The following is a 22,878-nucleotide window of genomic DNA, read 5'->3' as shown; positions in this document are numbered from 1 at the left end:
CGGTGCGGGCGGGGAATGGGTGAAACGGTGAAATCTGTGGGTGTCGGTCGGTGGGATTATTCGCGCACGAACGCGACGTCGCCGTCGATAACGGTCGCTGCCGAGGTGACGGATGCGAGCGCTGTGGGATCGATCGCTGTGGGGTCGTCGGTGAGCGCGACGAAGTCGGCGTACTGGCCCGGCGCGATTCGACCTACGCGGTGCTCGAGGCCCGCCGCGTAGGCGGCACCCGCAGAGTACGCGCTCAGCGCTTCGCGCACGCTCAGGCGTTCGTGCGGTTCGAACCCGCCCAGGGGCTCACCCGTTCGGTCCTGTCGAGTCACCGCGGCGTGCACGCCGAACATGGGCGGCGTAGGTTCGATGGGTGCGTCGGAGCCGAAGGCGAGCGCGGCGCCCGAGTCGAGCAGCGAACGCCAGGCATAGTTGGCGAGGCGCCGCTGCCCAATTCGCTGGGCGGCGAGCGCGTAGTCGGTGGTGCAGTGCGTAGCTTGCAGCGAGGCGACTACACCGAGCGCCCGGAAACGCGGTAGGTCTTCAAGCGCAATGTGTTGCGCGTGCTCGACGCGATTACGGAGCCCCATTGCGCGGGTGAGCTCAACATGCTCCGCGTAGGCGTCCAAAACGAGTCGATTGGCTCGATCGCCGATCGCGTGCGTGGCCACCGCGATCCCGGCCCGGTTCGCGCGCCCCACGAGCGCGGCGAGCTCTTCACACCGGAGCACTTCGATGCCAACGTTGCCTGGCGCGTCCGCGAAGTCCTCACCCATGTGGGCACTGTGCGATCCGAGCGCGCCATCCGAGAAGAGTTTCACCGGCCCGACCGTCAGCCAGCGGTCGCCGTCACCGGTGCGCCAGCCCGCCTCGATCGCCACGTCCAAGTCCGACATCGGAATTCCCTTGTGCACGCGAATCTTCAGCGCCCCGCTGTCACGGAGCCCGCTGAGCGCGCGCCGAGTGGCGCCCTCGTCGAGATCGGTGACGTGAGTGATTCCCTGCGCCAGCACGATGTCCTGCGCGGCACGCAGGAGCCTCGGAAGTTCGGGATCCATGCCACGCTCAGACAGTTCCCGCACCTCGTCCGAGATGCTCTCGCGCACGACCCCGGCCGGCTCGCGCCCGTCCGCCTCACGTGCGATGTCTCCGCCGACGGGGTCCGGAGTGTTCCGGTCGATTCCGGCTGCACGCAGGCCAGCGGTGTTGAGCCAGGCCGAGTGCCCATCGAGACTCGCGAGTGCGATCGGTCGATCGGCGCACACGGCGTCAAGATCGTGCCGGGTCGGCACCCCACTCGACCACCGGTTGCTGTCATAGCGACCGCCCACGACCCAGCCCGCCCCGGGATGCGCGACGAGGTACTCACGCACACGCCCCAGTGCTTCCGCGAGTGAGGCGCAGTCCCGAAGATCGAGCGCCGACAGCGAGCGGGCAACACTTCCCAGGTGGATGTGCGCGTCATGGAACCCGGCGACCACGGCCCGGCCTGGGAGGGGAACCTCTGACGCGTGCGGTGCCCGCTCGCGCAGCTCGTGCCGCCCACCGACTGCAGTGATGATCCCGTCAGAAACGAGGATCGCATCGGTTCCGGTTTCTGCCGGAGTTGCGTTTGCTGCCCCGGTATCGGCCAGGATGCGCGGATGCGTGAACATCGTCTCGACCATCAGCACTCCTCATCCTTGCGGTTGCTCTCGGGGTTCCCCTGAGGCAACAATAGAGGCAGATAACGGCACGGTTCAAGGCGGCACCCACGTCGATGCGCCATGCTGAGCACAAGGAGAACTCATGCTCAATCCGATCCATTTGCGCACACTCGTCGAGGTCGTGCAGCTCGGCTCATTCGCCGGCGCAGCGAATCGACTCGGGTACACCGCATCGGCGGTCTCACAGCAGATGACCGCGCTCGAACAGTTCGTCGGTGTGCCGCTCTTCGAGCGAACGGCCCGCAGCGCACACCCCACCGAGGCCGCGCGAGCGATGGCACGGGCGGCCGCCCCGGTGTTCGCCGACCTCGACACGATTCTTGAGGCCGCGCGAACTGCGCACGACGACACTTCGGGCGAGGTTTCGGTGGTGCTCTATGCCAGCCTGGCTCGCGCCACCCTCGCCCGCGTGTACGCGGATCCCGCGTTTCAGCAGAGCGGGGTACGGCTGCGCATCACGGTGCAGGATCCCTCGGCCGCGGTGCGCTCGCTCGCGGCCGGCGACGCGCCAGACATCGCGTTCGTGTATCGCTACGCCGGCAGCGGGCTTGCGTGGCCGCCCGCGGTGCACCAGGTCAACCTCGGCCCCGATCCATATCGGCTGATTGCCCCCGCCGCGTGGCAGTTGGACTCCGCACTCCGCGAGCGCTCGCCCGCGGAGGTGCTCTCAGAGCTGCCGTGGGCGCTCCATCACCCGGGCACGAGTGACGCAAACGTCATCGAGGGGGTGTTCCGGCAGGCGGGCGTCCGCGCCCGCGCAATGACGCACAGCGACAGTTTCGACGTGGTGCTCGACCTGGTCGCTGCGGGAGCTGCGAGCGCCTTCGTTCCGAGTGTTGTGGCCCGGCTTGCCCCGCCCGGGGTGGACACCTTTGACGTCCCCGGCCTCGCTTTGTCACGTGATGTCCATGCGCTCGTCTCACCGAGTGCACCCGGCCCATCCACGCGAGTGGTGCTCGCCGCGGTGCAGCGCGCGCTCGAGCCCGACACAAACGAGCCGTGCGAGGAACGCGCTGCCGATTAGTCCCGCGCAGGCGACGGCGTGAGGCCTGATTGCTCAAGGCGCAATCCGAGCTGCAGCACGTCTTGTTCGGTGCGCGCGACGATCTGCACGTTACCGATCGCGAGGGCGGGGAGGTTCACGGCCGACCACACCGCCGCATAACGCCCCAGCGCATCCTCGTACTGCTCCTCCGGGTCGTCTGCCCTGGGCACGGAGCAGCCGAGCGTCGGGAGCACCAGCGCATCAATGCCGGCATCATCCCACCCCTTGAGCAGCTCGCTGCGGAGCCCCTGGAGTACGCGCAGGCTGTGCTCATGATCCGCTGCGGTGCTCGACTGCGCGGCCGCGAGTTTCCGTGCCACACTCGCACCGTACTCAGCGGCGCGAGCGGGAAACCGCGCGGCGTGCGTCCGCGCGGCTTCGAACCGAAAGGCCGGCCACAGCGCGTTCAGGACGGTATCGATGTACGCCTCCCCGCTGCGCTCTCCCAGCACGCCTCCCCATTGAGCTCCGACGATCGCGGCGTCTGATCGGGTGAGCACCGATCGGATCTCCGGGGGCAGGCTCGCATGCGGGTCATGCAGCGCGACCCGGATCCCGGCGCGCGTGCCCGTTGCCTGGCCATCAGACGGGCACGCCGCGAGGGCCGCCCCCGCAAGCGCGCGCCATCCCCACGCGAGACGCTCAACACTCGCAGCCATGGGGCCGACCGTGTCGAACGAGGGACACAGCGGCCGCACGCCGCTGAGGTCGAGCAGGCCGGCTCGTGGACGCAGGCCGACAACGCCGACGCAGCCGGCTGGCATGCGAATCGATCCGGAGGTGTCGGTCCCGAGCGCGATGTCCGCCGCGCCCCCAGCGATCACCGCAGCACTTCCCCCGGAGGATCCTCCAGGGATACGTCCCGGCAGCGCCGGGTTCGGCACCGCACCAAACCACGGATTGTCGCTCGTCACTCCATAGGCGAACTCGTGCATGTTGACTTTGGAAACCACAACGGCTCCCGCATCGACGAGCGCCTGGACCACCGGCGCCGAGTGCACCGCTGGTGTGGACTCCTCCGCAACGAAGCGTGATCCCTCGCTCGTTACGGCGCCCGCAACATCAATGTTGTCTTTCACTGCGAGCCGAAGCCGGCCGGAGCCCGCCGCGTCCACGCAGCCGCCCGGCCCCGTGAGGTCGGAAATGACAATGCCGGCGGGATACTCGGGCATGTCTTCTCCTTGCGGTCTCTCGCCGTACTCGGGCTCGTGCGGTTCACGCTAGCAGCAGCTTCAGCACGTACCCTCCCGCGCGAGGCGCACTCTTGCTGCTGCTCAGCATGCCGATCCCGCGGTGCGCACACCGGCCCGAAATTTGTAGCGTTGCCACTGTCCTTTTCGCCGCTGCAACGTCTGCCTCGGCCACCATCCAATTGCCCGCCGAAGGAGTCGACCGTGCCTCGCAGTGGTCTCGGAGTACACCTCCCCGAGTGGGGCGCCGTGCGCACCGCGGAGCCCCCGGTGATTGGTGTGCTCGGCGGGATGGGTCCCGCGGCCACAGCAGATTTCTATCGCAAGATCGTGCAGGCAACCCCGGCCACGCGGGATCAGGATCACCTGCGCACCATGATCTGGTCAGACCCTTCCATCCCCGATCGTGCGACGGCCTTCCTGCACGGCGGGGAGAGCCCCGTGCAGGCGCTCATCGCGGGGGCGCGCCGCCTGGAGGCCGCTGGGGCTGCGTTCCTCGCAGTGCCGTGCAATACCGCGCACCTCTTTCTCGAGCCAGTACGCGAAGCGGTGGGCATCCCCATTCTCGACATGGTGGGAGCCACCGTGGCCGAGCTGCGCCGCAATACGGCACCGGGCTCCCGTGTCGCGGTGCTCGGCACCGCAGCCACGCGGGCAAGCGGGCTGTACGCTCGTCGATTGCTCACCGAGGGCTTGGTACCACTTGAGCCGTCGTCCGAGGAGCAGCTGGCCGTGGACACCGCAATTGCCGAGGTCAAGCGCGGAACTGAGGCCGCTGGCGGGGCGGCCCTTGCCCCGGTGCTTGCCGCGCTCGTTGCCCAGGGCGCAAGCACGGTCATTGCCGGCTGTACGGAGCTCCCGATAGCGTGCAGTACGCTCACGACAACTCCCCCGGTCACCGACCCCACTGCAGCTCTCGCCCGCGCGTGCGTGGCGCACGCCTCCGCTCCGCGCGCCGAGATGTACTGACCTATACGGCGCAGAGCCGACGCGTGCGCCCGACTACTCGAACCGGGTGGCGGCAAGTGGGAGTTCGCTACGCACCGAACGGAACACGACGAGGATCGCAGCAGCCGCAAGCCCCAGGCAGATGGCGATGAGCCCGAGGTAGCTCACATCCGGCAGCGTGACCTGCCGGTCCCCACTGCTCAGCCCCACAACAATCGACCACGCTGCCAGAGCACCGAGCGCAATCGTACAGAGAAACACCGCCGCGAGCGGCAACGCAGTTTCAATGACGATCATGCGTCTGAGCGTTGCCGCCGGCATTCCGCTCAGGCGCAAAAGGCCCAACTGCCTCCGACGATCGATCATGCCTGCGATGGTCGAGACTGAGAGCGACACCACCGAAATAAGCATCGAGATGAGGATGCCCACCCAAGCGAGGCTCACATACTGGCGCGCAAAGCGACTCGATCCAGCGTCCGTGTTCTCGGCCCGAGTGTACGGGAGCATCGAGAGCTCGAGCTCGCTCGTGGTCAGGGCGGTTCGCGCGCGTTCGAGCGAGCCTGCCGTGCCGTCCGTGAGCACGGTGATGAGTGTCGGAATCGCGCCCTCAGCCGCGGCTTCGGTGATGGGAAAAATATCAACGTCACGCCCAAGCGAAAAGACACTGAAGTAGGGCTGCTCGATCCACACCCACTCATCGGCCGCCGTGTCGAGCCCGAGCGCCCGAGCGTCATCGGCAGCCATGACAAAACCGCCGTTGAGGGGGCGACCGTCGGTGTCGCTCGGCGGAGGGCTGACCGGTGCTTGGTCGGCGTCGTGCGCGGTCTCGTCCACGCCCTCGTACCACCCCACGCGCACAATGCGCTCGACACCAGGGGTGGCCGCCACGCTCGCAATCGCCGCTTCGGTTGTCTCCGGATCCGCCTCGATTCCCAGGTTTGCCACGAGCGCGTCGGCGCGAACGAGTTCCGTCGGCGGCACATCGGCGAATTGCTCCACCGACTCGGTTGTGGTGCCAACGGCGAACACGGTCACCACAAAGAGCGCGAGCACGAGCCCGCTCACGGCGCGGAACGTTGCGCGCGGGTGCCGAGCGATGCGGTGCAGAGCGAGCACGCCGGCGGCGCTTCGCGCACGCGCTGCCCCTGCGCGGCTCACCCACCAGGCAAGCCCAGGCCCGGCGATCACCAGCCCCACCGTCACGAGCACGAATCCGAGAAGCACGGCGAGATTTGAGATCAGCGGATCGATGTCGAGTGTCGTGAGCACCGGTAGCACACCAATCACGAGTGCGCCGACCCCGAGCGGCACCAGCGACCACCAGGTTGGAGTACGTTCCTGCTGCTCACGCGACCCGCCGAGCGGACCGAGTCCGCCACGGAGGGCAGTGACGAAAGCGACCAGACCAGCGAGGAGTGCGGTTCCGAGCGCTACGAGAATCATTCCCCACCCGGGCACTGCGAGGTCACTCACGAAAAACCGAGAACCCTCAATCTCGACAAGCGCGGCGAGCGGTCGGAGCACGAAGAAGAGCCCAAGGCCCGCGGCTGCGCCTGCGAGCGAGGGCACGACGGCTTCGATGCCGGAGAGCACTGCGACCAGCCGGGGCGAGGCACCGATCAGTCGGATCGTTGCGAAGCGCTCGGTTCGTGTCGCCTGTCCAAGTTTCGTGACGATCGAAATGAGCACCACCACGGGGAAGAGCACGGCAATACCACCGATAATTGCGATCATCGCGTAGGCGGAGCTCGGGTAGCTCGAGCCGGAGAGCTCAGCCCGCAAGCTGGCACCAAGCATCGGCTCCACAGAGTCCGCCTCGGTGCCAACAATCGCGAGAAGCGATTCGGGCCCGACGAGCGCGTCATCGCCGATGATCCCGATCCGAGTACCGAAGCGCTCTCCTAGTTCGTCAGCCGGCGCTGAGTCGATCAGCCGCGCGAGCGACGGCGACGCAAAATACTCCCCCGGTTGTGGAGCACGGTCAATTCCGGGTATCACAACCGTCGAGCTCTCGGTCGCAGCGATCGAAACACGAGTGATCGCCTGACCGTTGTAATAGTCGCCGGGAGCCCCCAGCACCCCACTTGCTGCCACCCACACCGCGTCGTCGTCAAACACGCGCTCAGCGGTCTGCTCGGCGTTGAACGAGGCGTCAATCGGCCAGCTCGCGCGAGCACCCCGATCCTGCAGACCCTGGTACGCAGCAAGAACGAGGAGCAGGAGGGCGACACCCACTGCAACACCCGAGGCGATCCCGAACAGGCGCTTCGCGCCACCACGCTCCCGGGAGGCAAGCACCCAGCCCAACGTGAGCGCTCTCATCGCGCCAGCCCCGAGAGCTTGCCATCGCGCACCACGATCTCCCGGTCCGCGTACGCCGCGGTGCGCGCGTCGTGCGTAACAAGCACGACCGTTGTACCCGACGCCCGCGAGAGTTCTGTGAGCGTGAGCATCACCTGCTCGGCCGAAAGTGAGTCCAGCGCGCCAGTCGGCTCATCGGCGAAGATGACCTGCGGCGCAGTGACGAGCGCGCGAGCGATCGCGACCCGCTGCGCCTGACCGCCCGACAACTCGGAGGGGAGCTTCTCCGCGTGCTCGGCAAGATCCAGCCGTTCGAGCCACCTGCGCGCCTGCCGCAGCGCGACCTTTCGGGCCTGCCCCGCGAGCAACAGCGGCAGCGACACGTTGTCGGCTGCGCTCAGATCGGGCAGCAACTGCCCAAACTGGAAGATGAAGCCAAACTCAGAGAGGCGGAGCTTCGCGCGTTCGGCCTCGCTGAGGGTGCTCAGCTCCGCGACCTCGGAGTTCGTTGCAGCACGGTAGCTCGCGGTTCCTGCATCGGGCGTGAGTACACCGGCGAGGATATGCAGCAGTGTCGACTTGCCGGAGCCCGAGGGCCCCATGATCGCGAGGATCTCGCCCCGCGCGACGTCGAGATCGACCCCGCGGAGGGCTACGTCCATGCCGAACGACCGCGTGATACCGCGAACGCTGAGCACCGAATCGCCGACTGTTGCCTCGTTTGTCGCCGCGCCACTGGACCGTGCGCCACTAGTGAGCGCGCTCATCGTGCCACCTCCGCACTGAGCTCCCCCAGCCGGGCTGAGGTCAGCTCGATCCACCGGAGATCTGCCTCGATGTGGAACAGCGCGTGGTCGCAGACCAGCACGGTGGCGAGGTCGGCGCCGATCTTCCGGCGAGTCAGTTCTCGCATCCGCTCGAGGTGCCTCGCACGCTGCAGATCGAGCAGTCTCGCGGCGTCGTCGCCGAGCAGGAGCGCGATGACCGTCTTCGCGAACAGGTTGCTCTGGAGCGCGGGAGACGGGACGTCTGCGGAGAACAGCCACTCTTCGAGCTCTTCACGGCCCGCCGGCGTGATCTCGTAGCGCTTCCGATCGGGGCCGCCGCCCGCCTCATCTCCGAGGAGCGCGATGAAGCCGTGCTTCATGAGCCGCGCGAGCGTCGCATAGACCTGACCGAACGCGAGCGGCTTCTCGGAACCGAAGTGCCGATCGTAGTCATGCTTCAGGTCATAGCCGTAGCCAGAGCCGGTGCCGAGCAGCCCGAGCATGGCGTGTGAGGAGTCCATGGTTGCCATGCACCGAGTGTATACACGACGTGTATAGATCGGCAAGCGGAGATGCGAAAGGGCCTCCCCACAACGACTGTCATGCCGTTGTGGGGAGGCCCCTCTCCTGTGCTGCTGTGCCCTACGCCGTGATGACTTCAGGAGTGCCCGACTCGGAGGCAGGCATCTCAGCGGCGAGACGGTTCGCTTCCTGGATCAGTGTCGCCACAATCTCACTCTCGGGCACGGTCTTGATGACCTCGCCCTTCACAAAGATCTGCCCCTTGCCGTTGCCGGAGGCCACACCGAGGTCAGCCTCGCGCGCCTCGCCCGGACCGTTCACGACGCAGCCCATGACGGCAACGCGCAGCGGCACGCTCATACCCTCGAGACCCTTGGTGACCTGCTCGGCGAGCGTGTACACGTCCACCTGCGCGCGACCACAGGAGGGGCACGACACGATCTCCAGCTTGCGCTCGCGAAGGTTCAACGACTGCAGAATCTGCAGGCCAACCTTCACCTCTTCCACGGGCGGCGCCGACAGCGAGACGCGAATCGTGTCACCAATCCCCTCACCGAGGAGAATGCCGAACGCCGTTGCGCTCTTGATGGTGCCCTGGAACGCAGGGCCCGCCTCGGTGACCCCGAGGTGCAACGGCCAGTCGCCACGCTCGGCGAGCTGACGGTACGCCTGCACCATGACGATCGGATCGTTGTGCTTCACGGAGATCTTGAAGTCGTGGAAGTCGTGTTCCTCGAAGAGCGACGCTTCCCAGACAGCGCTCTCAACGAGCGCCTCGGGGGTCGCCTTGCCGTACTTCTGCAGCAGACGCGGATCGAGCGATCCCGCGTTCACGCCAATACGCAGCGACACTCCAGCGGCCTTTGCCCGCTTCGCGATCTCGCCGACCTGGTCGTCGAACTTGCGGATGTTGCCCGGGTTCACACGCACCGCCGCGCAGCCCGCATCGATTGCGGCGTACACGTAGTTCGGCTGGAAGTGAATGTCCGCGATCACGGGGATCTGGCTCTTCTTCGCGATGATCGGCAGCGCCTCGGCATCGTCGCGGCTTGGACACGCCACGCGCACGATGTCACAGCCGGACGCCGTAAGCTCGGCGATCTGCTGGAGGGTTGCATTGATATCGGTCGTGGGAGTCGTTGTCATCGACTGCACCGAAACCGGGGCGTTTCCGCCCACCTTTACCGAACCGACCGAGATCTCGCGCGACTTGCGTCGGGGTGCGAGCACCACGGGGACCTTCGGCATTCCCAAATTGACTGCTGCCACGGAGAAGAGTCTAGCCGTGCATCCTGCGAGCCCGCTCGGCGCGGCGCGGACCGGCGCGGCTCAGCCCCAGCAAAGCCACAGTACGCCCTACCCGAAGAACGACACCGGCTTCACGAGGTCGGCGTACACGAGCAGCACCATCATCGCGCCCAGTACCAACACCACGGCAAAGGTCACGGGCACCATCTTCGCCGCATCAATCGGACCGGGATCGGGTTTGCCGCGCAACTTCGCGAAGCCGCGCTTGATCGACTCGTAGATCGCACCGACCACGTGCCCGCCGTCAAGTGGCATGAGCGGCAGCAGGTTGAACACGAACAGCGCGATGTTCAGCGAGCCGAGCAGCCCGAGTACGCTTTGCACGCGGGCGGCGACGGGGGCCTCATCGAGGCTGACGATCTCGCCGGCGAGGCGCCCCACGCCGACCACACTCATCGGCCCATTCGGGTCGCGCTCCCCCGCCCCAAACGCGGCGTTCCAGGTGTCGACCATGCGCTGCGGCAGCTGCACGACCACCCCGGCCACCCGCGCCACGTTTTCGCCCACGTACGCGGGCACCTCGGTGATGGGCTGCGGCACATACTCGGAGGCCGGCGTCGCGCCCACCATGCCGACGCTCTCCGTGCGCACGGAGCCGTCATCGTTGGTCAGCACCTTGCCGTCCTCGCCGACGAGCGCGCGCTCGTTCGCCGCGGGCGTGAGCGCCACGGTCTGCGGAGTGCCGTCGCGCAAGATCTCGAGCTGCATCGTGATTCCGGGAGCTGCCGAGACACGCGCACGGAACTCCTCCCACTCCGTGATCGGAGTGCCGTCCACCGCGACAACAGTGTCCCCAGGCAGGAGCCCCGCCGCGGCGGCGGGCGCTGCGGGGTCGCTTGCCGCGCAAGTCTTCGCGGTGCTGCCCGCTGGCTGCAAGCACTCGCTCACCGCACCGAGGGTGGTGCTCGCCTGCGGCACCCCGAAGCCCACGAGCACGATGGCAAAGAACACGAACGCGAGGATGAGGTTCATGACGGGCCCACCCAGCATCACGATGATGCGCTTCCACGCGGGGAGGCGGTAGAAGGTGCGATGATCCTCACCGGCTTCGATCGTCTCAGCGCTCGCGAGGCGCGCGTCGTCGACCAGGCCGGCAATCCCGCGGCGCAGCTCCGGCTGCTCGGCATCGCTCAATTCGGGATCTCGCAGCTCGGGATCAGCCACGGCCGTCCCTGCCTCACCCTGCGGCCTCGTGACGGGCAGCGGCCCTTCCTCAACAACGGAGTTGAGGAAGCCCGTGGTCGACGCACGTGGCGCCTCGCCCGGCTTCTGCGGCGGGTACATCCCCGTCATGGCGATGTAGCCGCCGAGCGGGATCGCCTTGACGCCGTACTCTGTCTCGCCTTTCTTGCGCGACCAGAGCGTCTTCCCGAACCCGATCATGTACTGCGTCACCTTGACGCCGAACAGCTTCGCGGGGATGAGGTGCCCGATCTCGTGCAGGCCGATGGAGACGGCGAGCCCGATCAGCACGATCAGGATCCCGAGCACGTAGAGCAGCACGTCAATCACGCACTCAGGCTACTCGCTCGAGCGCGGGAACCCCTGGGCGATTGCCGGGGAAGTGCCGTGTGCCTCGCTAAGCGCTGCGGCGAGCGATGACCTGCTCCGAGTACTCCCGCGCCCAGCGCTCCGCCTCCGCAAGGCTCTCGAGCGTCAGCTGCTCCGGCGCAGCGTGCGCCTCGAGCACATCTCGCACGGTGTCGACGATGTCGAGGAAGCCAATGCGGCCCGCATGGAACGCGACGACGGCCTCTTCGTTTGCGGCGTTGTACACGGCAGGGTAGGTGAGGCGCGCGCGACCGACCTCCTTCGCGAGTTCAACCGCCGGGAACGCCTCGGAGTCGAGCGGCTCGAAGTCCCAGCTCGTGGCGCTGCGCCAATCGAGCGGTGCGCCGACGTTTGCGAGGCGGTCGGGCCAGGTGAGGCCAAGCGCGATCGGCAGCCGCATGTCGGGCGGTGACGCCTGCGCAATCGTCGAACCGTCAACGAACTCGACCATCGAGTGAACGATCGACTGCGGGTGCACGACAACCTCGATGCTGCTGTAGGGCACCTTGAAGAGCAGGTGCGCCTCGATCACCTCGAGGCCCTTGTTCACGAGGGTGGCTGAGTTTGTGGTGACCATGCGCCCCATGTCCCAGGTGGGGTGCGCGAGCGCCTCGGCCGGAGTCACGCCACGCAGCTCCTCGCGGCTGCGCCCGCGGAATGGCCCACCGGACGCGGTGAGCACGAGGCGGCGCACCTCCTCCGAGCGACCCGAGCGGAGTGCCTGCGCGAGCGCGGAGTGCTCGGAATCGACGGGCACGATCTGACCCGGCGCCGCGATCCCCGTGACGAGGTCACCGCCCACGATGAGTGACTCCTTGTTGGCAAGCGCGAGCGTGCGGCCCGCCTGCAGTGCGGCGATGGTGGGGCCGAGCCCCACCGAGCCCGTGATGCCGTTCAGCACGACCTGCGCGGGCACCTCACGAATGAGCTGCTCGGCGGCGACAGCACCGAGTCCGGTGTGCTCAACGTTGAACTCCTCGGCCTGCTCGGCCATGCGCTCCGCGTTCGAGCCGGCAATGAGGCCGACCACCTGAAACTTCGAGGGGTTCTTCCGGACGACATCGAGCGCCTGTTCGCCAATCGAACCAGTGGAACCAAGAATGACGATGCGCTTCATACGTTCCATTGTGCCCGAGACGACCGCGCCCCGCGCCCCCAAAAGTCGGGGGCGCGGGGCGCAGTGAGAAAACCTGCGGATCGCGAATTACTTCGCGTGCACGGTCCCGAGGATGTCGAGCACGAACACCATGACGTCGTCCGGCTGGTGACCCATCTTCTCGAGACCCGCCGCACCGTAGCCGCCGTCCTCAGCGGGCACGACGGAGATGATCTGCGAGCCCACCTTCTGACCTTCGAGCGCCTTCTGGAAGCCTCCAATCACGCCGGTGGTGGTGAAGTTTGCGGGCTGGCCGTTCTTCCAGCTCGAATCGAACTCCTCGCCCGTGCGCCAGATCACGCCGCGGTAGTTCACGTACACGCGGTCGCCGGGCTCGACGGTCTCGCCGTCGCCCTCGATGAGCGTCGCAACCTCAAGCTTCTCGGGCGCCTTCGCGTCCTTCGGCATCGTGATCGTGGGCGCGCCATCCTTGTCGAGCTTCACGGTGGGGAACCCCTCGGGAGCCGGCTTCGCGGTGCCCTCGGCCTTCTTCAGGAGTTCGCTCGGTTCGAGCGTGCCGGGCTCGCCCGTTGCACCAGTGTCCTCACCCTTCTCCCCGAACTCCATGATGAGCACGATGGAGTCCTTTTCCGTGAGGTCCGACACCCCCGTATCCGCAGCCTTCGTGTCGCCAAACATCTCAGCGTACGGAGCGACAATCGCGATCTGCTGACCGGGAACCGCGCAGCGGAAGCCCTCGTACGCCCACCCAATCAGCTGGTCCTTGCTGAACGGAACGGGCGCGGCGGGCAGCTGCTGCATCACGTCACCATTCGCGCCGTTGAACATCGTCATGCTGACGGAGATGGTTTCGCCCTCCTTCACCACGTCGCCCTCACCCTCGGTGAGGACGCTGCGCTGCATCTCCTTGGCGTTCACGGGGGTCTTCGAGTCGAGCTTCAGGTCGCTGCCCGTCTCGCCACTCACCGTGACCGCCTTGCTCGCGGCGCCGGGAGCGAGGCAATCGGCGCCAGCGGAGTCCGCCGTCGGGCTGCCGCCGGCGCAACCGGAGAGCAGCAGGGCGCCAGCGAGGGCGGTGGGCAGGAGTGCGCGGGAGAGTTTCACGAAGCTGAACGTCCTTTTCACGTGCGTTGAGGCCGTACGGCCGTGGGTATGGGCACAGTATTTCGTATTCCGCTGCCTGCCCGCTGGGAATGGCTACCGCTTGCGGGGCCGCCCGGACTGCGCTCCGCCCGGTGCCGTGCGCGGTGGTAGCAGCGCACCGGCGGCGCCCGCCGCGGCGAGCGCAAGCAGGATCATTGTGGCGAGGTCGCAGCCGATGTAGACGTAGTGCCAGATCGACTGGCCCGGATCAGCTCCCTCGAGCACGAGGTCGGTGCGCGCGTTGAGCGGCGGCCGCACGAGCGTGATCTTTGCGACGTACACGGCAGCGAGGCCCGCCCAGATGCCGAAGCGCACGCCCGAGATCCTCGTCGCGAGCGGCCAGAAGGAGAGCAGGGTGAGGGCGAGCAGCACGAGCCCCTCGGCGACGTTGAGCGCGGCGAACACGAGCCGCCCGATGCCAAGCCCGAGTGGGATCGTGATGCCGGGGGCCTGGAACTTCAGTGGCGCTTCGATGAACGAGATCGCAGCGATGAGCCCGAACCAGAGGACGGGGAGCGCGAGGCGCCACAGCTCAATGCTCACGCGGCGCCGAGCTTCGGGGCCGGCGGGAACGGTTGGGGCGGCAGGTCGTTTGCGGCTCATGGTGTGCGTCGGTGTCCTCTCTGGGGTGCAGTGTGGTCGGGGGCCGCTATGCGCGGGCGGCAAGCGCCGCGGCGTAAAGCTCGCGCGCGGAGAGCCCGCTCGCCTCGGCAACGGCACGGCTTGCGTCCTTCAGCCGCTCGCCCTCTGCCACGCGCTGCTGCACCTCGGCAAGTGCCGTCTCCGGCGACACCTCGACCTCGGGCGCACCGCCCACGACAAGCACAATTTCGCCGCGCACGCCCTCGGCGGCCCAGTCAGCGAGTTCGGCAAGCGGCCCACGTCGCACCTCCTCGTGCAGCTTCGTGAGTTCACGGCACACGGCGGCCGGTCGCTCCGGACCGAACGCGTCGGCGAGGTCGGCAAGCGTCGCCGCGAGGCGGGTGGGCGCTTCGAAGAACACGAGCGTGCGGCGCTCAGAGGCGAGCCCCGCGAGTGCGCGCCCTCGCTCCCCCGCCTTCCGTGGCAGGAAGCCCTCGAACGCGAAGCGGTCGGTCGGCAGCCCCGCGACGGCGAGTGCCGTGATGACGGCGCTCGGCCCGGGGATCGCGCTGACCGTCACACCGGCCTCGGCCGCGAGCTGCACGACACGGAAGCCGGGGTCGGAGACGGTCGGCATGCCGGCGTCGCTCACGAGCACGATGTCTTCGGTTTCAGCGCGGGCGACGAGCGCGGCGGCCCGCTCGTGTTCGTTGTGATCGTGCAGCGCGAGCAGCTCGGGGCGATTCTCGATCTCGAGCAGACGGAGCAGCTGCGCCGTGTGGCGCGTATCTTCCGCGGCGATCACGGTGGCCGCTTCGAAGGTCTCCCGGAGCCGCACAGACGCGTCGCCGAGGTTGCCGATGGGAGTGGCCGCGAGGAGGATCATGCCTCCATGGTATTCCCGAGGAGCGCCTGCAAGAATAAGCCGCATGAGCGACTCGCAGCTGCCCGGCCCGCCCCCGCACCCCTACGCACAGCCCGAGATCGGGTCGCCCCGCACCGGTCAAGCCCTACCGATCGCGGCGATGGCGCTCGGCCTCGTGGGTCTTGTCACCGCCGCCGTCGCGCCCGTCACGTTCAGTGCTTTTGCGTGGGTGGGCGCCGCAATCGGTGTCGTCGCTGTGGCGCTCGGCATCGTCGCCCTCGTACGGCGGCAGCGGCGCGGCCCTGCGCTCACTGGCGTGGTCGCCGGCGCGCTCGCGGTCATCGCGGCCGTTGTAGTCGGCGCGCTTGCGCTCGGCGGGGCGCTTGTCGGGGCGGCGCAGCACGACTCGGGCTCGGGGAGCAGCCCGGACGGCTCGAACGACGCCGCGAGCTCGGTGGCGTGGCCGAGCAACATGGCGAGCGGCGGCCTAGTGTTCGGTGGCACGAAGGGCGAGCTTGCCACGTCAGACGCGCCCGCAGACAGCGCGCTCCCGGTGCCGCGCACGGCGGAGGAGCTCGGTGCGAAGGCCCTCATTCGCGTGTACGTCGACTACCGCTGCCCGTACTGCTCGCTCTTTGAGACCGCGAATGCCGAGACGCTTACGCAGGTGCTTGCCGATGGCGAGGCCGCGGTCGAGCTCACTCCGCTCACGTTCCTGGATCGTGCCTCCGAGGGGAGCTACTACTCCTCGCGCGCAGCGGGCGCGCTGGCCTGCCTCGCCGACACTCAGCCCGACGCAGCGTGGCAGGCGAACGCCGCGCTCATGCTCCCCGAGGTGCAGCCGGCAGAGGGCGGCCCCGGCCTCGACAACGCGGGCATCATCGCCGCAATCGAGGACGGCGCGGGTGCCCTGAACTCCGAGGCGCGCGCGTGCATCACGGATGAGCGATTCGTGCCGTTCGCGCAGGCGCTCTCCGCCTGGGCATTCGCGAACCCCGTGCCGCACGCGGCCGATCCCGAGCTGATGGTCACGGGCACCCCGCTCGTGCTCGTCGATGGTGTGCCCTACCCGGGCGACCCCGCTGACGGCGACGCGTTCCGCGCGTTCCTCGTGCAGCAGGGCATCGCCGTGAAGTAGCCCCATCGCCTCGGCGGGGGTGTAGACTCGGTCGGCTATGCAGGATTCGACCTATACTCCCGCTGCTCCTGGCGCCCCGGAGCCCGCCCCCACGCTGCTGTCTCGCGTCGGCAAACTCTATTTCCCGGTCGCGCTTGTCGCGCGGCTCCCCTACGCGATGATGGTCATCGGCGTGCTCACGCTCGTCGTTTCTGCCCGCGGTTCGGTGGAGCTTGGCGGGCTGAACTCCGCCATGGTGGGGCTCGGCGTTGCGACCTGCGGGCCGCTCATCGGCGCCGCAGCCGATCGTTTCGGGCAGCGGCCCACACTGCTCATCTCGGGGGCCATCAACGCCGCATTCCTCGGCGTGCTCGCCTGGGTCGCGTTCAGTGATCTGCCCATCTGGACTGTGTTCCTCGGGTCGTTCCTCGCGGGTGCTTCAGCGCCGCAGCCGTCTCCGATGTCCCGCTCGCGCCTCGTCACGATCATTCAGAAGGACCTGCCGGCCCAGAAGCGTCCGAAGACACTCTCGACGGTGCTGGCCTACGAGTCTGCCGCAGACGAGGTCATCTTCGTGTTCGGCCCTGTCGCGGTGGGGCTGCTCGCCACCACACTCGGCGCGTGGGCCCCCATCGTCGGCGCGTCGGTGCTCACCCTCATCTTCGTGACCGCGTTCGCCCTGCACCACACGAGTGCTCCTCCGCAGAGCGCCGCAGACCGGGCGGCCACGCTCGCACCCGCGGCGGAGCTCTTCCGACCGCAGCTGCTCATCACCGTGCTCGGGATCGTGGCCGTCGGCCTGTTCTTCGGTTCGATGCTCACCTCACTCACCTCGTTCATGCGGGATCGCGGCGCGGCCGAGCAGGCCGGACTCATCTATGGCGTCATGGGCATCGGTTCCGCGATCTTCGCGATCGCGGTCGCCTTCCTGCCTCCACGTTTCACGCTCCGCTACCGCTGGCCCGTGTTCGCCGTGTTCATCGTCGCGGGCGGCCTGCTCCTGCAGAACGCGCACGACCTGCCGAGTATGCTGCTCAGCCTCGCACTCATGGGCATCGGGGTAGGCCCGCTCCTCGTGACGCTCTACAGCTTCGGCGCGCAGCGGAGCCCTGAGGGCCGCTCGGCCACGGTCATGACCATGCTCGGTTCCGGTCTGATGGTGGGTCAGTCGGCTGCCGCCGCAATCACCGGCAGCGTCGCCGATCATCTCGGCACACCCGCCGCGCTGGTCATACCGCTCATTGCCGCGCTGATCGCGCTCGTGGCCGGCGGGGTGAACTGGCTCCTCACCGGGCCGAGTGCACGCTAAACCCGCGGAATAGCGCGGCCGTCCACGCTGTTGGAGAACTCGTAGCCCCGGTGTACCCAACCGGTGGAAGAATGGAGACCATGTCTGCTCGTGCGTTCACTCCCGCGGAGGTCGCTGACCTGCGCGCCGCGTTCCCGTACTTCGCCGCTCAGGATCGCCAGGGCGGTCCCGCGTATCTCGACTCCGCGGCCACCGCGCAGCGCCCCAGCGTCGTGCTCGACGCGGAGCGCCGGTTCCTCGAGACCGCCAACGCTGCTGTGCACCGCGGAACGAGCGGTGCCGTCGGCGAGGCAACGATGGCTTTCGAGGGCGCGCGCGCCGCGGTTGCTGCTTTTGTGGGCGCCGGCACGCCGGAACAGATTGTGTGGGCCGAGAACGCCACCGACGCGCTGAACATCGTGGCGCTCGGTATCGGCGAGGCGAACGCCGGGCTCGGGGTTGCGGGCAGCGAGCGTTTCGCCCTCTCGCCCGGCGATGAGATCCTCATCACCGAGGCAGAGCACCACGCGAACCTCATCCCCTGGCAGCGGCTCGCGGTGAAGACAGGGGCGACCCTGCGCTTCATCCCGGTGCGCGAGAACGGCACGTGGACAATTGACGACGCGCGCGAGGCCATCACCAACCGCACGAAGATCTTTGCATTCGCCCACGTTTCGAACGTGACGGGCTGGGTCGCTCCGGTTGCGGAGCTCGTGGAACTCGCGCGCGCGGTTGGCGCGGTGACGGTGCTCGACGCTTGTCAGTCGGTTCCCCACATCCCCGTTGATTTCACGGCGCTCGGCGTCGACTTCGCGGCGTTCTCGGGACACAAGATGCTCGGCCCGAACGGCATTGGCGTGCTCTACGGCCGCCCCGAGATGCTTGATGCGCTGCCCCCCGCACGCACCGGTGGCTCCGCGATCACGCGAGTGACGATGGAGCGCGCGGAGTTTATGCCGCCGCCACTCCGCTTCGAACCGGGCACGCAACCGGTCTCGCAGGTGGTTGGCCTGGGCGCTGCCGTCGCGTTCCTCGAGCAGGCAGATATGGCGCGCGTCGCTGCGCGCGAGCACGAGCTCGTTGAACGCCTGGTTGCGGGCATCACCGAGACCCCGGGGCTGCGGCTCCTCGGTTCGGCTGATCCCACGCAGCGCGTCGCGCTCACCGCGGTCTCTGTCGATGGCGTGCACGCGCACGATGTCGGCCAGTTCCTCGATGAGCAGGGCGTGCTGGTCCGCGTGGGGCACCACTGTGCGCAGCCCCTGCATCGCGCGCTCGGCATCACGTCGAGCTCGCGCGCCAGCGTGCACCTGACCACCACCGAGGACGAAGTTGATCGTTTCCTCGACGCGCTCCGCGGCGCCCAGCGGTACTTTGGAGCGGAGGTGTCGGCGTGAGCGCGCTCGACGGACTGTACCAGGAGCTGATCCTCGATCACTCGAAGCGTCCCATCGGAAAGGGCGAGCTCTCCCCCGCGGAGGGCGCGCTGACCGCGTCGCACCACGAATTCAACCCGAGCTGCGGCGACGAGATCGACCTTGCTATCTCGGTGGACCCGGAGACCGGCAAGATTTCCGAGCTCGCCTGGCAGGGCCAGGGCTGCTCGATCTCGATGGCTTCGGCGTCGATCCTCTCGCAGCTGGTGCGCGATGAGCAGCTGTCCATGGACGAGGCCCGCACCCGCATCGCCGCGTTCCGGCAGATGATCCAGGCGCGCGGCGCGGAGGAGCCGGACGAGGAGTTGCTCGGCGACGCAGTTGCGCTGCAGGGCGTCGCAAAGTTTGTGATGCGCGTGAAGTGCGCGATGCTCGGCTGGGTCGCGCTCGAGGCAGACCTCACGCAGGTTGAGGCGCAGCGCGCGGCCTAGCCCCCTTTCACGGAGCCGGAGGGACATACGATGACCGCGATCGAGATCACACCGCAGAGCTCGGCCGATGAGGTGTCCCGCGCGCTCGCCGCGCTTGAGGACCCGAAGGCGCGCGCCATCAACGAGCGCCACGGCGACGATCACGGCGTCAACCTCACGAAGCTCCGCGCGGTGGCCAAGCAGCTGAAACGCAACCCTGGGCTCGCGCGCGAGCTCTGGGCAACCGGCAGCTCCCCCGAGCGACTCGTCTCGCTGCTGATCAGCGGCCCGAAGGACTACACCGCGGACGAGCTCGAGGCGATGCTGCGCGATTCGCGGATCCCCAAGGTGCGCGATTGGCTGGTGAACTACATCGTGAAGAAGAGCCCGCACGCGGAAGAACTCCGCCTCCGCTGGTTCAACCATGCCGATCCGCTGCTTGCGGGCTCAGGCTGGGCACTCACTACGGAGCGCGTGCTGAAGCGCCCCGAGGGCCTCGATCTCCCCGCGCTGCTCGATCAGATCGAGAGCGAGATGGGCTCGGCGCCCGAGTCGCTTCAGTGGGCCATGAACGAGTGCCTCGCACAGATTGGGATCACGACCCCGGCGCTTCGCACACGCGCGATCGACATCGGCGAGCGCCTGCAGGTGCTCGCCGACTACCCCACGCCGCCCGGCTGCGTCTCCCCATTCGCCCCGATTTGGATCACGGAGATGGTCTCCCGCCAGAAGTAGCGCCTCGCCACAGCCCGTTCCGGCTCACGACGCCCGCACAGCGTTACCCTGCCGCCACTCGGCTGACGAGCTCCTCCGTCGGGCCGCCCGACGCCAAACGGTCAGCGATCTCGCGGATCAGCGCTTGCAGCGCGGCGCCAGACGGCGTCGGCGCCATGTCGGAGCGCCGCGCGAGGCTCACCGTGCGCGTCAGCTCGGGGCCCGCGAGCGGGGTGGCGCGAAGCTTGGGGCGATCGATCGCCACCATCGCGGGCACCACCGCAACCCCGATCCCGCGCTCCGCGAACCGCAGCGCCGCATCCATCTCGACGCCTTCGACCGCGACCACGGGGGTGAGCCCCGCCGCCCGGTAGGCGACATCCATTGCTACCCGCAGATCGTAATTCTCAGGGAATGCAATCTGCGGCACCGCGGCGAGTTCCGCGAGGGGCACCGCCCGCCCCGCCGGCGCCGTCGCGCGCGCGAACGGATCAGGCAGGTGCGCGGCCGAGACCACGACGAGCCGCTCACTCAGGATCGGCTCGCGTTCGAGCACGGCCCGTGCCTCCCCCGCCGCGACGCTCGTGACGATGAGCGCCAGGTCGAGCCCGCCCTCGACCAGAGCACCGATCAGGGTGCGCGATCCCCGCTCGAGAATCTCAATGTCGATCCCGGGGTAGCGCGCGTGGAACTCTGCGATCACGTCGACGACGAGGCTCGTGCACAGGGTGGGCGTTGCGCCCAAGCGGATCCTGCCCCGTTTGAGTCCAGCGAGCTCGGCCATCTCGCTGCGCGCCGTATCGGCGTCCGCAAGCATCCGCCGCGCGAGCGGCAGCAGCCGTTCGCCGGCACTGGTGAGCGCGACGTTGCCTCGCACCCTGTGAAACAGCTCGACACCGAGCTCGCGTTCGAGGCTCGAGATCTGGCGACTCAGGGAGGGCTGGGCGAGGTGCAGCTGCTCCGCCGCGCGCGTGAAATGGCCGGTCGCGGCGATTTCCGCGAAGCCGCGGAGCTGTTCAAGGTTCATGTCGATAGCCTAACCGCATCGTGGTGATCCGTTCTATTCATTGGAGTAATCATTGCGCGCTCCCTAGCGTGGTCCGCATGACTTCACCCACCAGTTCCCACCGCAGCGAGCGTCTGCTCTCCACCTCCGTCCTCGTGATCGGCACGGGCGGCGCCGGCCTGCGCGCGTCCATCGAACTCGCCGAACGCGGGGTGCAGGTGCTCGCCGTCGGCAAGCGTCGCGCACACGACGCACACACCACGCTCGCAGCGGGCGGCATCAACGCTGCGCTGGGCACGATGGACCCGGAGGACAGCTGGGAGCAGCACGCTGCCGACACCCTGCGCGAGTCCTACTTCCTGGCAGACCCCGCCATCGTCGAGGTGGTCACCCGGGGTGCCGCCGAGGGCATCGCTGATCTTGAGCGCTGGGGCATGCCCTTCGCCCGCGAGGAGGACGGTCGCATCAGCCAGCGCTTCTTCGGCGCGCACAAGTACCGCCGCACCGCCTACGCGGGCGACTACACGGGACTCGAGATCCAGCGCACCCTCATGCGTCGAGCCGCCGAGCTCCAGGTACCCATCGTTGACACGATCTACATCACCCGACTGCTGACGAGCAAGGGTCGCATCTTCGGCGCCTACGGCTTCGATATCGTCGACGGCACGCCCGTGCAGATCAACGCCGACGCGGTGATTCTCGCGGCCGGCGGGCACACGCGCATCTGGCGCAACACCTCGTCGCGGCGCGATGAGAACACCGGTGACTCGTTCCGCCTCGCGGCCCTCGCCGGCGGCAAGATCCGCGACGCAGAGCTCGTGCAGTTCCACCCCTCGGGCATCCTTGAGCCCGCAGAAGCCGCGGGGCTGCTCGTCTCCGAAGCCGCGCGCGGTGAGGGCGGCATTCTCCGCAACGCGCTCGGCGAGCGCTACATGGAGAAGTACGACCCCGAGCGCATGGAGCTCTCGACCCGCGACCGTGTGGCGCTTGCGAGCTACACGGAGATTGTTGAGGGGCGTGGCACCACGAACGGGGGCGTGTACCTCGACGTCTCGCACCTCCCCCGCGAACAGATCCTCTCGAAGCTGCCGCGCGTCTACCGCAACCTGATCGACCTGCAGATGCTCGACATCACCGAGGAGCCGATCGAGATCGCCCCCACCGCGCACTACTCGATGGGCGGCGTGTGGGTGCGCCCCGAGGATCACGGCACCGGCGTTGACGGCCTGTACGCGATCGGCGAGGCGTCAAGTGGCCTCCACGGCGCGAACCGCCTCGGCGGTAACTCCCTGATCGAGCTGCTCGTCTACGGCCGCATCACCGGCACGGACGCCGCCGAGTACGTGAGCGGAATCACAGAGGTGCACCGCGATCCTGCCGCCGTGGCCGAGGCGCGCGCTGAGATGACCGGACTGCTCGAGGGCACGGGCACGGAGAGCCCGCGTCGACTGCAGCGCGACCTGCGCGATCTCATGACCGAGCACGCAGGTGTGGTGCGCAGCGAGGAGGGGCTGCAGGCCGGCCTCGACAAGCTCGCAGCTATCGAGGAGCGCGTGGCCAACGTCACCGCGCACCCGGATATCGCGGGCTTCGACGATCTGGCACACGCCTTCGATCTGTACGGCTCGATTCTCGCGGCACGCGCCACCCTCGAGTGCGCGCTGGAGCGGCGCGAGACGCGTGGCTGCCACAACCGCTCCGATTTCCCGGAGACGAGCGCTGAACTGCGCGGCAACTTCGTGTGGACGCCGCAGGGTGGGGCCCGGTTCGAAGCGCTGCCGGATGCACCCGATTCGTTCCGCGATCTCGCCTACGCGGATGCCGACGACTCGGTCGCGGGAAAGCTCGTCGAGTAGTCGCGCGAGACCTCA

The 22,878-nt window shown here is 68.1% G+C and carries 20 protein-coding genes; 8 read left to right on the top strand and 12 right to left on the bottom strand.

The genetic code is table 11. The annotated features are described in order from the left end of the window. Window positions 1–56: 56 nt before the first annotated feature. The gene (locus tag D3226_RS07275) at window positions 57–1,658 is read right to left on the bottom strand and encodes an amidohydrolase (protein ID WP_202381767.1); all 1,602 of its coding nucleotides are present in this window, start codon (window positions 1,656–1,658) and stop codon (window positions 57–59) included. A 121-nt stretch (window positions 1,659–1,779) separates the two neighbouring features. Between D3226_RS07275 and D3226_RS07270 the strand changes: the two genes are divergently transcribed. Continuing rightward, entirely contained in the window at window positions 1,780–2,721 is a 942-nt protein-coding gene (locus D3226_RS07270) for a LysR family transcriptional regulator (protein ID WP_202381766.1), read from the top strand. Here the strand turns inward: D3226_RS07270 and D3226_RS07265 are convergent. Continuing rightward, a complete protein-coding gene (locus D3226_RS07265) occupies window positions 2,718–3,914 on the bottom strand; it encodes an amidase (RefSeq protein WP_202381765.1) in 1,197 nt (398 codons plus the stop codon). The two genes, D3226_RS07270 and D3226_RS07265, sit on opposite strands and share 4 nt — an antisense overlap. Before the next feature lie 222 nt (window positions 3,915–4,136). Here D3226_RS07265 and cuyB point away from each other — a divergent pair, with 222 nt between their 5' ends. Next, entirely contained in the window at window positions 4,137–4,901 is a 765-nt protein-coding gene (cuyB, locus tag D3226_RS07260; protein ID WP_202381764.1) for a cysteate racemase, read from the top strand. Between the two features lie 33 nt (window positions 4,902–4,934). On the opposite strand, the gene D3226_RS15150 is transcribed toward cuyB, so the two are convergent. The 9 genes from D3226_RS15150 to rsmI all read right to left on the bottom strand — a co-directional run bounded on the left by D3226_RS15150 (window position 4,935) and on the right by rsmI (window position 15,057). Next, window positions 4,935–5,387, bottom strand: coding sequence for an FtsX-like permease family protein (locus tag D3226_RS15150; RefSeq protein WP_420029089.1), 453 nt, complete (start codon window positions 5,385–5,387; stop codon window positions 4,935–4,937). A gap of 1,811 nt (window positions 5,388–7,198) precedes the next feature. Then, window positions 7,199–7,948 (bottom strand): ABC transporter ATP-binding protein, encoded by a 750-nt coding sequence (locus D3226_RS07250; protein WP_202381762.1) that lies wholly within the window; start codon window positions 7,946–7,948, stop codon window positions 7,199–7,201. Then, on the bottom strand, window positions 7,945–8,478 hold the full coding sequence (locus D3226_RS07245) for a PadR family transcriptional regulator (RefSeq protein WP_237462560.1): 534 nt from the start codon (window positions 8,476–8,478) through the stop codon (window positions 7,945–7,947). Before D3226_RS07245 ends, D3226_RS07250 begins: the two co-directional genes overlap by 4 nt. Before the next feature lie 112 nt (window positions 8,479–8,590). Then, window positions 8,591–9,739 carry a flavodoxin-dependent (E)-4-hydroxy-3-methylbut-2-enyl-diphosphate synthase gene (gene ispG / locus D3226_RS07240; protein WP_202381761.1) on the bottom strand — a complete coding sequence of 383 codons (1,149 nt, stop codon included), beginning with the start codon at window positions 9,737–9,739 and terminating at the stop codon, window positions 8,591–8,593. 87 nt (window positions 9,740–9,826) lie between these two features. Further along, the gene (locus D3226_RS07235) at window positions 9,827–11,290 is read right to left on the bottom strand and encodes a site-2 protease family protein (protein WP_202381760.1); all 1,464 of its coding nucleotides are present in this window, start codon (window positions 11,288–11,290) and stop codon (window positions 9,827–9,829) included. A 67-nt stretch (window positions 11,291–11,357) separates the two neighbouring features. Beyond that, window positions 11,358–12,446: a 1-deoxy-D-xylulose-5-phosphate reductoisomerase gene (gene dxr / locus D3226_RS07230; RefSeq protein WP_202381759.1), complete on the bottom strand. Its 1,089-nt coding sequence runs from the start codon at window positions 12,444–12,446 to the stop codon at window positions 11,358–11,360. 87 nt (window positions 12,447–12,533) lie between these two features. Beyond that, window positions 12,534–13,550 (bottom strand): FKBP-type peptidyl-prolyl cis-trans isomerase, encoded by a 1,017-nt coding sequence (locus D3226_RS07225; protein WP_202381758.1) that lies wholly within the window; start codon window positions 13,548–13,550, stop codon window positions 12,534–12,536. A gap of 93 nt (window positions 13,551–13,643) precedes the next feature. Further along, complete coding sequence (locus tag D3226_RS07220) at window positions 13,644–14,192, bottom strand: hypothetical protein (protein WP_202381757.1); 549 nt, start codon at window positions 14,190–14,192, stop codon at window positions 13,644–13,646. Between the two features lie 46 nt (window positions 14,193–14,238). Beyond that, entirely contained in the window at window positions 14,239–15,057 is an 819-nt protein-coding gene (rsmI, locus tag D3226_RS07215) for a 16S rRNA (cytidine(1402)-2'-O)-methyltransferase (RefSeq protein ID WP_202381756.1), read from the bottom strand. Window positions 15,058–15,100: 43 nt separating this feature from the next. Here rsmI and D3226_RS07210 point away from each other — a divergent pair, with 43 nt between their 5' ends. The 5 genes from D3226_RS07210 to D3226_RS07190 all read left to right on the top strand — a co-directional run bounded on the left by D3226_RS07210 (window position 15,101) and on the right by D3226_RS07190 (window position 20,022). Continuing rightward, on the top strand, window positions 15,101–16,174 hold the full coding sequence (locus D3226_RS07210) for a DsbA family protein (RefSeq protein ID WP_202381755.1): 1,074 nt from the start codon (window positions 15,101–15,103) through the stop codon (window positions 16,172–16,174). A 37-nt stretch (window positions 16,175–16,211) separates the two neighbouring features. Then, entirely contained in the window at window positions 16,212–17,462 is a 1,251-nt protein-coding gene (locus D3226_RS07205; protein WP_202381754.1) for an MFS transporter, read from the top strand. 71 nt (window positions 17,463–17,533) lie between these two features. Next, a complete protein-coding gene (locus tag D3226_RS07200) occupies window positions 17,534–18,838 on the top strand; it encodes an aminotransferase class V-fold PLP-dependent enzyme (protein ID WP_202381753.1) in 1,305 nt (434 codons plus the stop codon). Beyond that, entirely contained in the window at window positions 18,835–19,308 is a 474-nt protein-coding gene (gene sufU, locus D3226_RS07195) for a Fe-S cluster assembly sulfur transfer protein SufU (RefSeq protein WP_202381752.1), read from the top strand. Before D3226_RS07200 ends, sufU begins: the two co-directional genes overlap by 4 nt. 30 nt (window positions 19,309–19,338) lie before the next feature. Continuing rightward, entirely contained in the window at window positions 19,339–20,022 is a 684-nt protein-coding gene (locus D3226_RS07190; protein ID WP_202381751.1) for a DNA alkylation repair protein, read from the top strand. A 43-nt stretch (window positions 20,023–20,065) separates the two neighbouring features. Here D3226_RS07190 and D3226_RS07185 read toward each other — a convergent pair whose 3' ends face one another. Beyond that, complete coding sequence (locus tag D3226_RS07185) at window positions 20,066–21,028, bottom strand: LysR family transcriptional regulator (RefSeq protein WP_202381750.1); 963 nt, start codon at window positions 21,026–21,028, stop codon at window positions 20,066–20,068. Between the two features lie 77 nt (window positions 21,029–21,105). On the opposite strand from D3226_RS07185, the gene D3226_RS07180 reads away from it, so the two are divergent. Further along, entirely contained in the window at window positions 21,106–22,863 is a 1,758-nt protein-coding gene (locus D3226_RS07180; RefSeq protein ID WP_202381749.1) for an FAD-binding protein, read from the top strand. Window positions 22,864–22,878 lie beyond the last annotated feature (15 nt).

The organism is Leucobacter chromiireducens subsp. chromiireducens (genome assembly GCF_016758255.1).
Lineage (GTDB): Bacteria > Actinomycetota > Actinomycetes > Actinomycetales > Microbacteriaceae > Leucobacter > Leucobacter chromiireducens.
Note: the sequence above shows the minus strand (reverse complement) of the source record. Positions and strands in the feature narration are given on the sequence as shown.